The organism is Pararhizobium sp. PWRC1-1, assembly GCF_049897905.1.
Classification (GTDB): domain Bacteria; phylum Pseudomonadota; class Alphaproteobacteria; order Rhizobiales; family Rhizobiaceae; genus Pararhizobium.
This window is the reverse complement of record NZ_JAFCXE010000049.1, coordinates 1-15,122: the sequence shown is the minus strand read 5'-3', so window position 1 is coordinate 15,122 and position 15,122 is coordinate 1. Positions and strand designations below refer to the sequence as shown.

The following is a 15,122-nucleotide window of genomic DNA, read 5'->3' as shown; positions in this document are numbered from 1 at the left end:
TGATTGCAGGGGCGTAGCCTCCACGACCTTCTGCGTCTCCACACTCGAAACCGTATCGCCGCGCTCGTCCTTATAGGTGCTCATGGGATGTTCCTCGTTTACACCTCTTGTAACCAATGCGGTGCATGAATGTTCCACTGCCTTCAGTAGCCTGCGGAATGCGACATCCGTCCGATCTCGTCGAAAAGATCGTCGGAAGATGAATACGCCCCTCCAGATGGTGCAAAGACAGTAGCACTTTTCGCTTCGAGGGCATTACGGTTGGAACCGAAGGGGCTGAGATCAGGCAGCCTGTCATCGAGCAGCGGGAGGGACTGTGGGCCGAGCGCAATTTGCTTAGCCTTTCAATCGTATGAGGGGCAGGCCAATCAGTTCGCTATGGCCAAGGCTATTGCTTCCGGCGATCCACGGTTGATGCAGAAGGCAGGGCTCGAGTCCGAGATCGCCCGGCTCGATCGCCTACGCGCCGCCCATGTCGATGACCTGCCTGCCATCCGCCGGCAGATCCGCGACGCCGAGTGTGACAATCGAGGTCTCGGCCCGCCGCAAGATTGGAAACGACATCGAGCGGCTTGTTTCGACCTCCGGCGATACTTTTGTCATGGGCGTCGGCGGCATAGTGTTCGATGAGCGCAAGCTGGCGGGCAGGGCGCAGATGAAAGAGATTCTGACCCTGGTTCAGCTCCAGCACGAATGTGATATTGTCGTCGCCTCGATTGGTGGCTTTGATCTGGAATATTCGGGCGAGCGGTTCGGCAAGGAGGGCTATCGTTACGTGACCCTGCTTCAACGCACCGGCGCCGACTAAGAGATCGAATTGCCGCCGTCACGCCGGGAGACCAAGACGCAGAAGACGGTTGATGGTGTCACGGCTGGGCGCGCTAACGCATAGTAACCCGGGCATAGTGTCCAACGATTCGTCCCTCGGACGGCGTGCACAGCGCCCCTCGCACGTTGTAATGCACTCGCAGCGGTTCACCGCCTGACCTCAGCTGACATGCCTATTGTGGCTGGCAATACCTTGCTATTCACTTTGCCGAAAGTTGCGAATCCGATCAGTCAGGACGGCAAGCACGATGGCGCCGCCGACGAAGCTGCCTTGCCAGAAAGCGTTGATGCCCAGCAAGCCGAGACTGTTGCGGATCACCTCGATCAGAGCCGCCCCGATCAAGGCACCAAAGGCGGTGCCAACCCCTCCGGTCAGATTGGCGCCGCCGATGACTGCGGCGGCGATGACCTGAAGCTCCATTCCGGCGCCGATATTGGTGGTGACGGCGCCGAGCCAGCCAGTTTGAATGATGCCGGCGATCCCCGCCGACAGTGCCGAAATCATGTAGACTGCGACCTTGATCCTTCGTACCGGGACACCCGTTAAAGTCGCGGCGTGTTCATTGCCGCCAATTGCAAAGACATAGCGGCCGAACCTGGTCCAGCGCAGCATGAAGCCGGTGAGCAGTGCCAGGACGATCATGTAGAGCACCGGATTGGCAATCCCGAAAAACCAGGCGCCGCCACCCAGCGCCAGCAATTTGTCGTGATCTGGCCCGAACTGGAAGACGACCGTGTTGTTGGACGCAACCATCGCCAGGCTGCGCGCTATCGAGAGCATGCCGAGCGTAACGACGAAAGGTGGAAAGCCCAGATAGGCGATCAGCACCCCGTTGAACGCCCCGATCACAAGAGCGGTGCCGATCGAAGCGGCGATGCCCACCTCGATGCTGTAGCCGGCATGCATGGTAACCGCCAGCACCATGCTGCACAGGCAAAGCACCGAACCCACCGACAAGTCGATCCCGCCGGTAATGATAACGATCGTCATGCCGAGTGCGATGATCGCAACAAAAGTGACGTTACGCGTGATGTTGTAAAGGTTCTTCGTTGTCGCAAAGGAATCGGTGGCAAAAGAGAGAAAAATGCAGGCGAGGATGACGGAGAGCAGGACCCAGAAGGTCTGCCTCCCTAAGATCGCCGCAAGCCAGCCCTGCTGCTTCTGACTGATCGTCTGATCAAGGGTAATTGTCATCGCCGACCTTCGTTTCCATCCGATCTGGTTGACTTGCTTTAATCATACCTGTTCGATCGCGCCGGTAATAAGCCCGGTCACTTCCTCGGGCGAACTCGCCGCAATTGGCTTATCAGCGACCTTTCTGCCCCGCCGCATCACGATGACGCGGTCGGCAACCGCAAAGACGTCCGGCATGCGATGGCTGATCAATACGACGGCGATGCCCCGGTCACGCAATTGGCGGATCAGATTGAGGACTTCCGCCACCTGGCGGACCGAAATGGCCGCCGTCGGCTCGTCCATGAGTACGATCTTCGCCTCCGATAGCATCGTCCGGGCGATCGCCACCGCCTGGCGCTGGCCGCCCGACATTTGCTTGACGAGGTCGCGTGGGCGCGTCTCCGACTTCAACGCCGTGAAAATCTCGCCAGCGCGCCGGTACATTGCCGCGTAGTCCAGCACCTTCAGGGGGCCGACGCCGCGGCGCAATTCACGCCCCAGAAACACGTTCGCCGCAGCCGTCAGATTGTTGCATAGAGCAAGGTCCTGGTGAACGATCTCAATGCCGTGCTGGCGCGCTTCCACTGGGCGATGAAGGACGAGTTCATCGCCGTCCATCCGCATCGCGCCGTGACTCGGTCGGAAGTTGCCGGCGATCATCTTGACCAAGGTGGATTTACCGGCGCCGTTGTCGCCCATGAGACCGACCACTTGCCCCGCCTCAAGGAGAAACGAAACGTCATTGACCGCCTGGATGGCGCCGAAATGTTTGGAGATGTTGGTGAGTTCGAGAACCGCCACCAGACTTCTAGCCTCCCCAAGCCCTGAGGCGCATGACCGCCCCGAGCCGGGCTCATCGTGCTCGCGCGGAGCCCTCGCGCATCGCCCTTCCTGTTCCATCCCAGAAGAGGCGACACTATGCATTTACGCAAAACCGGGCGACAGCGTCAATCGATTGTATGGTGAATCGAACCGCACGCCACAATATTCCATTTGTGAATACAAATACCCGTTGACGAACGGAGCGCGCGGATATTAGCTGTTGCTGGGAGGAGAGCATGCTTATCCTTGTCACCGGTGCTACGGGCAAGGTCGGGCGGCACTTCATTACTGGGCTGCTTGACGATCCGCGATTTTCGAATGCGCGCATTCGCGCGCTGTGCCACAACCGGTTGTGCGACGAGGCCGACCGGGTCGAGGTGATGCGCGGATCGATCGCCGATCGAAACGTCGTGACCGCCGCACTCGCCGACGCCACCCATGTCGTACACCTCGCCACCTGCAAGGAGACACCAGCCCACGTGATGGACATCACGGTCAAGGGGCTCTTCTGGTTGCTGGAGGCGTTCCGGGCTGGCGCCTCCGCACGACAGTTCATCTTGATCGGCGGCGATGCCGGAATCGGGCATTTTTATTATCGCCACAAAAGTCCAATCACCGAGCAGACTCCGCACAGCGCGTATCCGGGAAGCTACGCTCTGTCGAAAGTTCTGGAAGAGGTGATGCTGGAACAGTTCGGCATCCAGTACGACATCAACGGCTGCTGTCTGCGAGCTCCCTGGATCATGGAAAAGGATGACTTTAAATATACGCTTTCCTTTGGCGATGATGTATTCGGCGGCCCTGATTGGAGAACGCTCGTTCCCGAAGCCGACGCACGGCGCTATGTAGCCAAGGGCACCGTGCCGCTGCTGCGCGACGCCGACGGACGCCCGCTGAAACGCAACTTCGTGCATGTCGATGATCTGGTCAGCGCCATATTGGCCGCGATCGACAATCCGCGCGCGAAACGGCAACTCTTCAACATCTGCATGGACCGGCCTGTCGATTATGGCGAAGTCGCCAGCTACCTGGCCAGCACCCGCAGTCTCGATTCCGTCGACATACCGAGCCAGTTCTACTCGAGCTGGATGGACAACAGCAAGGCCAAGCACCTGCTGGATTGGAGACCTGTCTACGATCTGGAATTGCTTATCGACGCGGCCTGGACGTACGAGCGCTCACAAAATGATCCTCGCATTGTCTGGTATCCGGGTTGATGTGTGGCGGGCACGCCGTGTCCGTCTGTTCAAGGGAGGAAGCCATGAGGAAGTTATTATTGCTTAGCGTCGCCGTTCTGGCACTCAGTGCTGGACAGGTTTTGGCCAAGAAGCAGTTGGTCATCGTCGTGAAGGGCCTCGACAATCCGTTTTTCGAAGCGATCAACCAGGGTTGCCAGAAATGGAACAAGGAAAACCCTGACTCGGAGTATGAATGCTTCTACACGGGACCGGCATCGACCTCGGACGAGGCCGGTGAAGCGCAGATCGTCCAGGATATGCTGGGCAAGGCCGACACTGCTGCGATCGCGATTTCGCCGTCCAACGCCAAACTGATCGCCCAGACGCTGAAGACCGCCAATCCGACAATTCCTGTGATGACATTGGATGCGGATCTTGCAGCAGAAGACTCGGCGCTTCGCAAGACCTATCTCGGCACCGACAACTATCTGATGGGTGCACGCATCGGCGATTACATCAAAAAGGCCATGCCGAACGGCGGCAAGATCTGCACGATCGAAGGCAATCCGGGCGCCGACAACATTTTGCGGCGCGCCCAGGGCATGCGCGACACGCTCACCGGCCAGAAGGGCTTGGCCGAGCTGAAGGGTGAGGGCGGCTGGACGGAAGTCGCAGGGTGCCCGGTGTTTACCAATGATGACGGTGCCAAGGGCGTTCAGGCGATGACCGACATCCTCGCCGCCAATCCCGACCTCAGTGCATTCGGCATTATGGGCGGCTGGCCGCTGTTCGGCGCGCCGCAGCCTTACCGCGACTTGTTCAAGCCTTTGGCTGACAAAATCGCCAGCAATGAGTTCGTCATCGGTGCCGCCGACACGATCGGCGACGAAGTTGCGATCGCGCGGGAAGGTCTCGTAACGGCACTCGTCGGCCAGCGGCCGTTCGAGATGGGCTACAAGGCACCATCGGTGATGCTGGACCTGATCGCCGGCAAGCCGGTCGAAGATCCGGTTTTCACGGGTCTTGACGAATGCACCAAGGACACCGTTGATACCTGTATCCAGAAGTAGCCTACCTGTTCGGGGCATCCGTTCCACGGGCGCTCCGAACGGTCATACCGCGTTTGCAGTGGAGAAATTGCAACTAGCGATTTCCTGAATTGATGAAGCTTCACGCGTGCAGGTGAGTTGATGGCGCATTTGCAAACGATTGGCGCCTCTTATCAAATCCGTGCCATAGCCTTTACGCTCGGGCGGGTTTACGGCCGGTCCGTTTTCCTCTCGCCAGTGGCAGTCAATCACGGTCCTGCCTCGGTCGTTTGTACCCAAAGTCCGGGAAACGTGAATTACGACGTCGGCGTTAGAGAATGCACGTACTTCAAAGCATTGGTCATCAGTTCGTGAAAGATCATGCTGATCGCCAGAACCTTCGAGCTTGGAAGTTGAACGTCAGGTCCGTCGAGGTAAACTCCGACACCGGGCTCGCTGACCGCCTGTCTCAAAAGGGTCTGGAAGTTGGCGGTATCGTTAGTGGCGGCAAACTCCAGCGCACGAAATGTGGTGTCCAGTCGGCCGATTAACGCGTCGCGATATTCAAGAACGCTACGGTCATCGACGCCAGTTTGCAGAACGACGATAAATACCATTTCCGCATCATGGTGCTGACGTTAGAGGAGGGCGAGACAAGGTTCGATGCGGGCTGGCATCGGATCAAGAGGAACCTGTGGCTGCGCGGGATCGCGAATCGCCGCCGTGAACGGAAACCTCCAGGACATCCAAAGCAACTGATCGACGTTGTACGTTGGTGGTTTTACCATCCGTGGATTACATCACGAATTCCTGAAATAAGGACCGACACGGAGGGCAGGGCATCGATTGTAGGCATTTTATTAAGTTTGTTGGCAAAGAGTCTTTAATCGTGGCCGACCGATTTCGTGGGGAGCGCGTTGACAATTCAACGAACCACGGAGGCGAGCATGTTTCAACAAACCGTCCTAGTCGTAGACGATGAGCCATTGATCAGGATGGCACTGGCAGACTCCCTTGCTGACGAAGGTTACGCCGTGTTGGAGGCCTCGAATGTCCTGGAAGCTGTCGCGGTGTTGGGTCGGCATCACATAGACGCACTGATCACCGACGTGGACATGCCCGGTGCGTTGAACGGCTTTGATCTAATGAGGTTGGTTACCAGCTACGGGGCAGGGGTCGCGGTGATCGTCACTTCGGGCGGCCATACCGAAAGAGAGTGCCAGGGAGGACAAGAATTTTGTTTTTTAGCGAAGCCGTACAGCTTCGAAACGATCCCGGTGGAGCTCGCTAGCAGGATATCTACAAACAACAAGACCATTGCGAAAGCACTGGCGAGCTAGGAAGATCTAGGGTCTTGAATTTCGTATTTATCGATCACACCTTACCATCATCACCCGTTTCGATGGCTTGACGCAGCGACCTAACCGCGCGTTCGTTGCCGTCCGGGTCTGCAAAGGGCGCTCTCCAGAAATGGATCGAGTGCCCTTTGTGTAGCATACAGGTGAACATGCGGTGTTTCAAATCGTCGGCGCGCCAATGGCGGCAAGTTGTACGCGAATCGCATCCATTTCGCCCTTGCCGCGGTCTGAATTGACCACCGCGACAGCAGCCTCCATGCTCTGGGTGAGGCGAAGATTGATGGTCTCCTTGAGTTCCGCGAGCTTGGCCTGAACATGGGTTTGAAGCGTACCCAGCCTCCGTTGTTGTGCGGTGTTGTCCCTCGACCCCGCCGATCACAAACGCACGGATTATTTTTCAATGTTACTACAATTGCCATCGGCAACTCGATTGCACCGCGCGATTGCAGTCAATGATCGTCCGGCTTGTTGGTGATGGCGCGAACCAATATCCGGTATCATGGTTTAGCGCCTCCGCCGAGTTCCGAAAAGGAACGAAGCTGGAGAACTTCGACGATTACACGCGTTCGCGACGTTTCCCGGACTATGCGCTCTAAAGCCCTACACCGTCGAGCGGTGCTGGGATGGGCGGGGGTCGTATACGTCTGTATGCTGCTTCCACAAAACCATAAAGACCAAATGCTAGAAGACCGATCGCTACGACAGCATAGAGAACAGCGCCGAATGGAAGCTGACGAACCCATGCCAGAGCGTCCGATATTCCGCCTGCCTGATCCGGATCGACAACGAATGCGGCGTAGAGGAAGAATACTCCCGTAATCAGGAAGACAACCCCGCGGGCGGCAAGGCCATAAACGCAGATCCAGTCGATGGCGGTACCGGCGGTAGATGGGATGTCCAGGTATTTGCGATATCCGTGGCCGACGCCTTTGATAACCTGAGCGATCCCTGCACCTACCACCGCTACACCGACACCTGCGAGAAGGTAGCGACCGAAAGGCTGGTCTATCAGCCAAGCGCTGAGTTCGGATTCTCCCTCGGACCCGTTTTGGCCCCCGATGTTGAACGCCATGCTCGCTGCGTAGATGGCCAAGCTGCTGTAGACCACAGCGCTGATCAAGAGACCGAACCGGACGCCTAAGCCCTTCAGCGTGTTGGGGTGACCGTCCGCGTTTGCGAGTGCCTGGGCGACACGCCATGCGATGAACCCTACAAGGCCGACGGCGATCAGACCCAGCCAGATGCGGCCCAGCGGCTGTTCAAGAACAACCTGGAGAGCAGATTTGGAGTCGGGCTTTCCGCCACCAAAAGATGAAAACAGCGCAAGTCCTGAAACAAGAACGTAGACGGTGCCGCGTGCTGCGTAACCGGAGCGGGCGAGCCATTGAAACGGAGATTGGATTTGCATGGAGCCTCATTAAAGCAGGGTCAGTAGGGATGCGTTAACGCCCTTACAGCCCGAAAACTCCCGTGCGGTGCTGAAGTTCCATTGGCTTGGGATCGCGCGCTCGACGCGCACGAAGCAAATCGAATATTCCGCTTAATCGACCCCTTGTGGACCTGCATTTGTAGCGGTCGCGACATCACTATGACTGGAGGGTCCAGGGTGTGTTTCCTTATCCTGGGTACGACCAGTTGCGCCCGTAACTCCCGCAGGTTCACCAGAACGATGATCGCAGCCGCAAGCATACCGCTGGCTACTGCCCACACGCATCTAGCAATGCCGCCTGGGATAAGTTGTTCGCAAAGGTCAACGGAATATGCGTTGGCCAGTCCAGAAAGCTTCGCCGAGCTGGGTAAGAATCTGGTCGGTGGCAAGCTGACTGGCGCACCGCTGCTGCTTCTTCTGCGGCTCGCAATACAGAGCCGTCCGCGATGACCCGCAAGTCTTTTGCTATTGGGCAAGATAACCGCCGTCGATGTTCAACTCGACGCCGGTCACGTAGCTTGCCTCCTCGCAAGCTAGATACAGGCAGCCATAGGCGATCTCGATCGACCTACCACCGCGCTTCATCGGTGTTGCCGCGATGACAGCTTCGTTGAGCTCTGTCGCCTGTGCATCCGTCAGCGGCGTGTGTACGAAGCCCGGATGCACGGAGTTGACCCGGATCCCGTCGGATACGTACGTCATCGCCGCGTTTTTCGACATGTTGCGGACAGCACCTTTGGCGGCATGGTAGGAATGCGCACCCGCAACCGCTGCACTGCCCCAGATCGAGGAGATGTTGACGATCGAACCCGCTTGCTGCCTGCGCATGACGCGAATTGCTTCCCGCATGCCGAGGAAGACACCAGTCTGGTCGACGGCGATCATTTTCAGCCAGTCCTTCATCTCCAGTTCGTCGAGCGGCTCGTAGGCGATAATGCCGGCATTGTTTACAAGCACGTCAAGTCGGCCATGCTTCCTGACGATTGCGGAAACGACCGTTGCCCACTGCTCTTCGCTGGTCACATCAAGCGTCATTGCTTCGACGGCGTCGGGATATGGTTTTTCGGACGGCTTGATGTCGCCGGCGACGACGATAGCGCCCTCGCTGTTGAACAGATCCGCGACGGCGAAACCGATACCACCTGCGGCTCCTGTAACCAACGCAACCTTGCCCATGAGTCTCATCTCGCAGTTCCTTCTTGGCTTGATGGTGTCGTGTGCAAAAGCGGCGCCTGCGGCGCGGCAATCCGCGATGGCCCTCGTTCGCGGACGTCTAGTTTTGTGGGAAGTGTGCTACTCGCCAGCCGGCGCGAGGATCTGCATTCGCATCACCTTTACTCCGCCATCGGCGAGTTCGGGCAGCTTGGCAAACCACTCCTTCACATATGGCATGGCGTTATGAGCCTCAAAGTCGGCTTCGTTGGCGAATATCTCGTAGAAGATGAAGTGTCCGGGGATCTCACGGTTCTCCTGAAGAAAATAGACGAGGTTTGCGGGATCGCTGCGGACAAGGTCAATGAGAGGAAGCGTGACGGCCCGTAGCGCGGCTTCCTTGCCCGGTTTGGCACGGACCTCGGCAACAACCGAATAGGCCCCGCTTGCAATTTTGGCATAGCCCTGGGCCGGACCTTCCTGTGCGAGCGCTTCCGTTTGGAGAACGGGTCCCGCGAGAAGGCCCCCGAGCAGAATAGCCGAAGCCTGCAGCCGCAGCGTTGTGATCATGTCGTTTCTCCTTATCTTGCCGAGCGCGGTAAGGTGGCCCGCTGGCCAAATCCGGGTGCCCGGCTTGCAAAGTGATGCTGATGCCTTTAGCGCTTACTTCGCGCTTGCAAGTTGCAGATGCGCCGCCAGTGCATCGGCAAACCGCTTTTTCACGGGTCCCAGCGCCTTCACGAACTCCAGTTGCTCCCCCTCCGGGCCCTTGCAATAGATCAGTTCCCAGCCGTCCGATGGCGCAACGGTCACCTTATTGGTGTTGGCGCTCTGGGGGGCCTCCTTTCGATCCTCTTCCGTTGAAACACGTATGATGCGATTTGCTCGCACCTGCGTCATGCCGCGCTGGGCGGACTCCGCCTCGAGATCGGCGATGAACTGGTTGAAATCGACATCGTCGCGAACATAGAAGCAGATGTGCATCATGCGGGGAAATGCCGGGCTCATGTGCTCCACGGGTTCAGCGAAAGCCTTGGGGCCGCCCATCGGTTGGTCGGCATCGCGATACTGCAGAAGTTCGATCACGACGTTGTCGAACTGGATGAATCGCACATCGAGCCGTTGAGCGCCGCCCCTCAGATCGGGCACGCCGATCGTCCGCGGATTGACACCGAGCTGATTGGCCAAGATTTCCTGGTCTGCAAGCAGCGTGTTCTGCACGGCGTCGCCTTGAAAGTCTCCATGGCGAAAGACTTCGGTCCCACCGAGTACGGCCGTGTAGAACTCGAACGCGCGTTCCATGTTCTGCACGGTCAAGCCGAAATGCTGTACGCCCTGTAGTCGAGCACCGAGCGAATTTGGATCGCGGGTTGTGACGGGCGTTCCTTGCGCGGACGCGGTTGCGTTGACCGAGAGGGCGCCGGTAATTCCACCGATCGCAACTCCCCCGGCGGCGCGAAGTATGGCGCGGCGCTTCGGGTCGTCTGGTTGGGTATCTGGTCTTTGCTCCCGAGACATCGATGCCTCCTGTGTTCGCGGGGTGACTGCCCGAATATTAGCGCTCCAGCTCTTGCGAGGGGCGTTAAGATCGGTGAAATTTGGTGAATCGAGCAGCGATCCGCTAAGCACGTTGCCGACAACCGGGTGTCTTGCCGCAAGCGGACTGCGGCGCCCGACCGGCGCCAGCAAGGGTTCACATGGAAATGGAAACGACAGCGGGGCGGGTCAGACGGATTGCAATTGTGCTGGGGTCCGGCGCGGGGATGTATTTCAGCATCGGGATCGTGCTGATCTATGGCTTTAGCGTTTTCATAGTGCCAATCACCGAGGATACCGGCTGGGATCGGACCGTGGTGGCGGCGGTCGTCGCACCGATAGCCATTGTAAACGGTCTTATGTCGCCAGTCGTCGGGGCGTTGACGGATCGGTTCGGTCCCCGCCGGGTGCTTGCCGTATCATCCGTGTCCATGGCAATCGGCCTGATCGGGGTCGGAATTGCATCGCAGGATCTGCCCTCATTCATCGTGGCCGTCGCCGTGGCAAGCCTCATGGGCGCCGCGCAGACCGGCGTGCCCTACACCTATGTGGTCGTCGGATGGTTCTCTGCGCGACGCGGTCTCGCACTGGGTGTCATGCTTTCCTTCGTGGGGCTTGGGATCGCCACGGTTCCTCCGTTCCTTGCATTCCTGATTTCCGAGTGGGGCTGGCGCTTTGCGTTCGTAGCGGCCGGTCTGATATCGATCGCGGTCACACTTCCCGTGGCGCTTTTCGTTATTCGTGATCCACCCGCGCTTCAGGGGCCCGACCGCGCAGGGGGCGGGGGTCACACTGTTCGCGAGACGGTGAAGACGGCTAGCTTCTGGCTGATGCTGGGAGCGTTCTTTCTCAACTACTTCGCAGCCGCAGCCGGATCCATTTCGCTCCCTGTCGTGTTGGTTGATCGTGGAGCCGATCCAGCAGCAGCGGCCTTGGTTATGAGTCTTGTGGGATTGTCCTTCATTGTCATGCGCCTCGGTTTCGGGGCGCTGCTCGATCGGTTTCCCCCGGTCCCGTTGACCAGCTTGGCCTTTATATCGCCCGTGGTCGGTCATTTCATTCTGTTGAATTCCGAGGATCTGATCCCGGTCTACGTCAGCGCCATCTTCTTCGGCCTCGCCACAGGAGCAGAGGGCGACGCGATCGGTTACCTGCTGTCCAAACGCTTCGGAATGCGAAGCTTCGGCAAGCTCTTCGGCATCAACTATATGGCTTTGACCATGGGCGCTGGACTTGGCCCAGCGTCGCTGCACATCATGGCCGCCGAAGGTACGCGTTACGTCGAGGCCTTCACAATCTTTGCAGGCATTGCCACGATGGCTCCGATCCTGCTCATGTTGGATCGCCGTACGCGAGCGTTGACGTGCTAGGAATTCGGATATGTATGCCCGTCGCGACGAGCCTGACGAGCAGCGCTTATGCTCCCCCTGCCAGCATCCCCCAGGGTTTCGAGGAGTGCGCGCGCCCTCACCAGATCTCGGGTGGTGAAGCCTTCGCCGAAGCGTCGATAAATCGGTGCCAGAAGTCCGCCAGCCCTTTCGCTTTGACCCGACTGAACCCAATGCTCGGCGATAGCCGTTGCGGCGCGCAATTCCCATGACAGTGCACCTTGGCGGTGCGCGAGGTCGAGCGACTGAAAATAAAGGGCTTCTGCGGCTTCTACCGTCCGGTTAGCGCTTTCCTTGCCCAACAAACCGGCCTTTATGCGCAGCAGTTCCGGCATGCACCAAATTTCCCCGGTCGATGCCGAAAGCGCGATTGCCTCGCCGATCGCCGTCTGCCCAGCATCAATGTCCCCATGATCTCCCAGACCCGCAGCGTAAACGCCGATATAGAAAGGGCAACGCATGCGGAAACCCACCACAAGAAGCTCATCGAGCGCGCCTCTCAACATCGCCAGTCCAGACGGATCACCGCGTTGCAGCAGCCACTCTGCGCGCAGGCAGCGGCTCATGGCACTCCAAATCGACATCGCGTGCTCCGCGACATGGGCTTCGATGCCAACAAGCAGGCCCTCCGCGGCAGCAAGGTCTCCCGTCAACAGCGCAATGGGGCAGGTCGTGTGGACGATGGCATTGCAGAGCGCTAGGGCGTGCTGCGCGGCCCGTGCCTCTTCCAATTGACGCTGCGCCATGGCAACCGCTTTGTCGGGATGCCCCTGCAGCCAGGTGACGTTTGCAAGGGTGCCCCTTGCTGCAGATCGTGGGTCCAACTGGAAACGCGCAATGTCGGAGCGGGTCACGGGAGGGACGTATCGGGAGATCATGCGTTCGAGGTGACGCCGTGCCTCGGCAAGCTCTCCCAAGTAGCGCAGAGCGGTTCCAGTCTGCCTATCGACATTGTTGCGTGCATCCAGATCGCCGCTGTCGGTTGCCAACTTTCTTATCCGATCCGCCATCCCCAAGGCCGATTGGTGATCGCCCGTCCAGGTGAAATAGTCGCACAATCCCCACAGGCACCTGAGCATGTATTCGGTGTCGTTGAGCACTTTGGCGGAGCCGAGGGCTGTGGTCCAGGCGGTCTTGACTTCGGGTAGCGGGCCGCGTGTATGGAGCAGCGCCGTGCCATAGGCAAACTGCAGCTTCATGTCGTCGCTCGCGTCACGGAAACTGGCAAAGTCACCTCTGAGGGCAACTTGTACCCCTGTACGGCACTCCTCCAAGAGTGAAAGATGTTCCCAAAACGGGAGAGCGGCTACCGTGAGCGCTACGCCGATGGCAACGTTGCGGTTCCCGGTAAAGGCCCAGCTCAAGGCACTGCGGATATCGTCCATCTTGCGGCCGTACTCGGCGAGCCAGTGGGCCGTCGGCCGGATTTTCCATTCGGCCTCGGCGCGTTTGGCGAGTTCGAGGAGATGTTCGGCGTGGCGCCGGCGCAGGCTGTCAGCTTCGCCGCCTTCGGCGAGTTTCTGCAGCGCATATTTGCGGGTAGTATCGAGCAATCTGTAGTGCGTCCCGAGCTCTCGTCTCTCTGTCGATACAAGCGACTTTGCAACAAGGTTCGCGACACCATGAATGCATTCGGAGCGGGCACGACCCTTGTCGACTGCAACGGCGCACGCCGATTCGAGACTGAAGGCGCATGCAAAGACGGAGAGGCGTCGCAGCAGGGCGCGCTCAGGCTCGGCGAGCAGGCCATAGCTCCAGTCCAGCGTTGCAGCCAAGGTATGGTGGCGAGGGTCGCCACACCGCCTATCGCTTAACACATGAGACTGATCGGAGAGAAGGTCGAGGAGTTCGCGTGTACTGAACGCATCCAGTCGGGGCGCTGCGAGTTCGATCGCGAGTGCCAGCCCATCGAGCCTGCGGCAGATCTCAGCAACGACTGGCGCGTTCTCGTCGCTGAGCTCGAACTCGCCGCGACTTCCGACCGCGCGATCGACGAAAAGCTCGACCGCTGGGAACGCCAAAGCCTGGGCTGCGGAAAGTTCGGACATTTCGGGTGGTGTTTCGAGAGGCTGCAAGCGATAGACTTGCTCTCCGAGAACCCGCATGGGTTCTCGGCTCGTGGCGAGTATCCGTACCCTCGCGGCGGCGGCTAGGAGCGTTTCTGCGCAGGACGCCACGGCTGCGATGACGTGTTCACAATTGTCGAGCACAAGCATGAATTCCCGGTCGGTTGCGAAGGCGGCGACCGCAGCTTTGATATTTGCCGAGTGGACCCTCAACCCCATCGCCGTAGCGATCGCCGTGGGTACAAGAGTTGCATCGTTTACGGTCGCCAGATCAACGAACCAGATGCCATGGTGATACGCAGCAGTGAGTTGATCAGCTATTGCGAGAGCCAACCTCGTCTTGCCGACGCCACCCGGGCCAACGATCGTCAAGAGGCGCGATACCTCAAGTGCGCACCGGATTGCTTCAACAGCATCGCCTCTTCCCACCAAGCGGGTTGTTGAAACAGGCAGATTGTGCGTGCGGTCACCTTGAGACTTCACCGTGACGGAGATGTCACTCTGCCCCGAAATACGCACGGGAAAAACGAACCGATAGCCCCGGCCGCTCACCGTCGCTATGTATTGTGTGCCGCCCGGAGCATCGCCAAGCGCGCGACGAAGAGCTGCAACGTTTACCTTGAGATTGCTTTCCTCGACGAAGGTATCCGGCCAGACGCGCGACACGAGCTCAGCCTTGCCCACCAGTTCGCCGGGACGCTCGATCAGCGCCGCCAAAATTTCCAGTGCTCGGCTACCGACACGAACGGCCGTCTGATCCCGCATCAGCGACTGCTGCTCCGGTACAAGGACGTACGGGCCAAAGAAGTAGGAAAGCACGATCGAAGCTCCAGACGCAAACGTACAAACCCCTTGACTACGTGAACGATCGCTTCATGAAACCGCTCACAGCATCGGGACAATAACCACTATCATACGTGAAATACATCGCAGATCGAGCGAGTACAGTAGCAAACATGCATGCTGCGGCGTCCGCTATGGCCGCGTGACAGCAGTGCGTGAACACTGAAAGTACAAGTCTCTATGCCAAAAGCTACGTCGTCCGACTTCTAAAAGCGAACATCGCCTATAACCCGACTAATCGCCCGCCGGCCGTCTTCACCGCGCGCTCGGCGCCAGTGTTCCACAAACTATTTCATCGAACTGAAGCTCAACGCGGC

Annotated in this window: 12 protein-coding genes and 2 pseudogenes; 5 read left to right on the top strand and 9 right to left on the bottom strand. The window is 58.8% G+C overall.

Features of this window, described 5'->3' with window-relative positions:
* Positions 1 to 354: 354 nt before the first annotated feature.
* Positions 355 to 805, top strand: a pseudogene (locus ACP7E0_RS34360) (hypothetical protein); the annotation flags it as partial.
* Between the two features lie 219 nt (positions 806 to 1,024).
* Here ACP7E0_RS34360 and ACP7E0_RS34355 read toward each other — a convergent pair.
* Positions 1,025 to 2,023 carry an ABC transporter permease gene (locus ACP7E0_RS34355; protein ID WP_426131778.1) on the bottom strand — a complete coding sequence of 333 codons (999 nt, stop codon included), beginning with the start codon at positions 2,021 to 2,023 and terminating at the stop codon, positions 1,025 to 1,027.
* 42 nt (positions 2,024 to 2,065) lie between these two features.
* Positions 2,066 to 2,905: an ATP-binding cassette domain-containing protein gene (locus ACP7E0_RS34350; protein ID WP_426131777.1), complete on the bottom strand. Its 840-nt coding sequence runs from the start codon at positions 2,903 to 2,905 to the stop codon at positions 2,066 to 2,068.
* Positions 2,906 to 3,063: 158 nt separating this feature from the next.
* On the opposite strand from ACP7E0_RS34350, the gene ACP7E0_RS34345 reads away from it, so the two are divergent.
* Together ACP7E0_RS34345 and ACP7E0_RS34340 are read left to right on the top strand one after the other, a co-directional pair.
* Positions 3,064 to 4,044: an NAD-dependent epimerase/dehydratase family protein gene (locus ACP7E0_RS34345; RefSeq protein WP_426131776.1), complete on the top strand. Its 981-nt coding sequence runs from the start codon at positions 3,064 to 3,066 to the stop codon at positions 4,042 to 4,044.
* A gap of 44 nt (positions 4,045 to 4,088) precedes the next feature.
* Positions 4,089 to 5,075, top strand: coding sequence for a sugar-binding protein (locus tag ACP7E0_RS34340; protein WP_426131774.1), 987 nt, complete (start codon positions 4,089 to 4,091; stop codon positions 5,073 to 5,075).
* A gap of 275 nt (positions 5,076 to 5,350) precedes the next feature.
* Here the strand turns inward: ACP7E0_RS34340 and ACP7E0_RS34335 are convergent, their stop codons facing one another.
* Positions 5,351 to 5,650, bottom strand: coding sequence for a hypothetical protein (locus ACP7E0_RS34335; protein WP_426131773.1), 300 nt, complete (start codon positions 5,648 to 5,650; stop codon positions 5,351 to 5,353).
* A gap of 330 nt (positions 5,651 to 5,980) precedes the next feature.
* Between ACP7E0_RS34335 and ACP7E0_RS34330 the strand changes: the two genes are divergently transcribed.
* Positions 5,981 to 6,373: a response regulator transcription factor gene (locus ACP7E0_RS34330; RefSeq protein WP_426131771.1), complete on the top strand. Its 393-nt coding sequence runs from the start codon at positions 5,981 to 5,983 to the stop codon at positions 6,371 to 6,373.
* A 177-nt stretch (positions 6,374 to 6,550) separates the two neighbouring features.
* On the opposite strand, the pseudogene ACP7E0_RS34325 reads toward ACP7E0_RS34330, so the two are convergent.
* The 5 genes and pseudogenes from ACP7E0_RS34325 to ACP7E0_RS34305 all read right to left on the bottom strand — a co-directional run.
* Positions 6,551 to 6,742, bottom strand: a pseudogene (locus ACP7E0_RS34325) (CHASE3 domain-containing protein); the annotation flags it as partial.
* 241 nt (positions 6,743 to 6,983) lie between these two features.
* A complete protein-coding gene (locus tag ACP7E0_RS34320; RefSeq protein ID WP_426131769.1) occupies positions 6,984 to 7,799 on the bottom strand; it encodes a DUF1206 domain-containing protein in 816 nt (271 codons plus the stop codon).
* A 486-nt stretch (positions 7,800 to 8,285) separates the two neighbouring features.
* Positions 8,286 to 9,005 carry an SDR family NAD(P)-dependent oxidoreductase gene (locus ACP7E0_RS34315; protein WP_426131767.1) on the bottom strand — a complete coding sequence of 240 codons (720 nt, stop codon included), beginning with the start codon at positions 9,003 to 9,005 and terminating at the stop codon, positions 8,286 to 8,288.
* A 108-nt stretch (positions 9,006 to 9,113) separates the two neighbouring features.
* Positions 9,114 to 9,542 carry a putative quinol monooxygenase gene (locus ACP7E0_RS34310; protein ID WP_426131765.1) on the bottom strand — a complete coding sequence of 143 codons (429 nt, stop codon included), beginning with the start codon at positions 9,540 to 9,542 and terminating at the stop codon, positions 9,114 to 9,116.
* Between the two features lie 93 nt (positions 9,543 to 9,635).
* Complete coding sequence (locus tag ACP7E0_RS34305; RefSeq protein ID WP_426131763.1) at positions 9,636 to 10,661, bottom strand: VOC family protein; 1,026 nt, start codon at positions 10,659 to 10,661, stop codon at positions 9,636 to 9,638.
* Between the two features lie 14 nt (positions 10,662 to 10,675).
* Here ACP7E0_RS34305 and ACP7E0_RS34300 point away from each other — a divergent pair, with 14 nt between their 5' ends.
* Positions 10,676 to 11,878 carry an MFS transporter gene (locus ACP7E0_RS34300; RefSeq protein WP_426131761.1) on the top strand — a complete coding sequence of 401 codons (1,203 nt, stop codon included), beginning with the start codon at positions 10,676 to 10,678 and terminating at the stop codon, positions 11,876 to 11,878.
* On the opposite strand, the gene ACP7E0_RS34295 is transcribed toward ACP7E0_RS34300, so the two are convergent.
* Entirely contained in the window at positions 11,875 to 14,727 is a 2,853-nt protein-coding gene (locus ACP7E0_RS34295) for an ATP-binding protein (protein ID WP_426131780.1), read from the bottom strand. The two genes, ACP7E0_RS34300 and ACP7E0_RS34295, sit on opposite strands and share 4 nt — an antisense overlap.
* Positions 14,728 to 15,122: the final 395 nt, after the last annotated feature.

What these genes read in the sequence shown, in the direction of transcription:
- ACP7E0_RS34355 (WP_426131778.1), bottom strand. Translation starts at nt 2,023, where the DNA reads ATGACAATTACCCTTGATCAGACGATCAGTCAGAAGCAGCAGGGCTGG.
- ACP7E0_RS34350 (WP_426131777.1), bottom strand. Translation starts at nt 2,905, where the DNA reads ATGGAACAGGAAGGGCGATGCGCGAGGGCTCCGCGCGAGCACGATGAG.
- ACP7E0_RS34345 (WP_426131776.1), top strand. Translation starts at nt 3,064, where the DNA reads ATGCTTATCCTTGTCACCGGTGCTACGGGCAAGGTCGGGCGGCACTTC.
- ACP7E0_RS34340 (WP_426131774.1), top strand. Translation starts at nt 4,089, where the DNA reads ATGAGGAAGTTATTATTGCTTAGCGTCGCCGTTCTGGCACTCAGTGCT.
- ACP7E0_RS34335 (WP_426131773.1), bottom strand. Translation starts at nt 5,650, where the DNA reads ATGGTATTTATCGTCGTTCTGCAAACTGGCGTCGATGACCGTAGCGTT.
- ACP7E0_RS34330 (WP_426131771.1), top strand. Translation starts at nt 5,981, where the DNA reads ATGTTTCAACAAACCGTCCTAGTCGTAGACGATGAGCCATTGATCAGG.
- ACP7E0_RS34320 (WP_426131769.1), bottom strand. Translation starts at nt 7,799, where the DNA reads ATGCAAATCCAATCTCCGTTTCAATGGCTCGCCCGCTCCGGTTACGCA.
- ACP7E0_RS34315 (WP_426131767.1), bottom strand. Translation starts at nt 9,005, where the DNA reads ATGAGACTCATGGGCAAGGTTGCGTTGGTTACAGGAGCCGCAGGTGGT.
- ACP7E0_RS34310 (WP_426131765.1), bottom strand. Translation starts at nt 9,542, where the DNA reads ATGATCACAACGCTGCGGCTGCAGGCTTCGGCTATTCTGCTCGGGGGC.
- ACP7E0_RS34300 (WP_426131761.1), top strand. Translation starts at nt 10,676, where the DNA reads ATGGAAACGACAGCGGGGCGGGTCAGACGGATTGCAATTGTGCTGGGG.
- ACP7E0_RS34295 (WP_426131780.1), bottom strand. Translation starts at nt 14,727, where the DNA reads ATGCGGGATCAGACGGCCGTTCGTGTCGGTAGCCGAGCACTGGAAATT.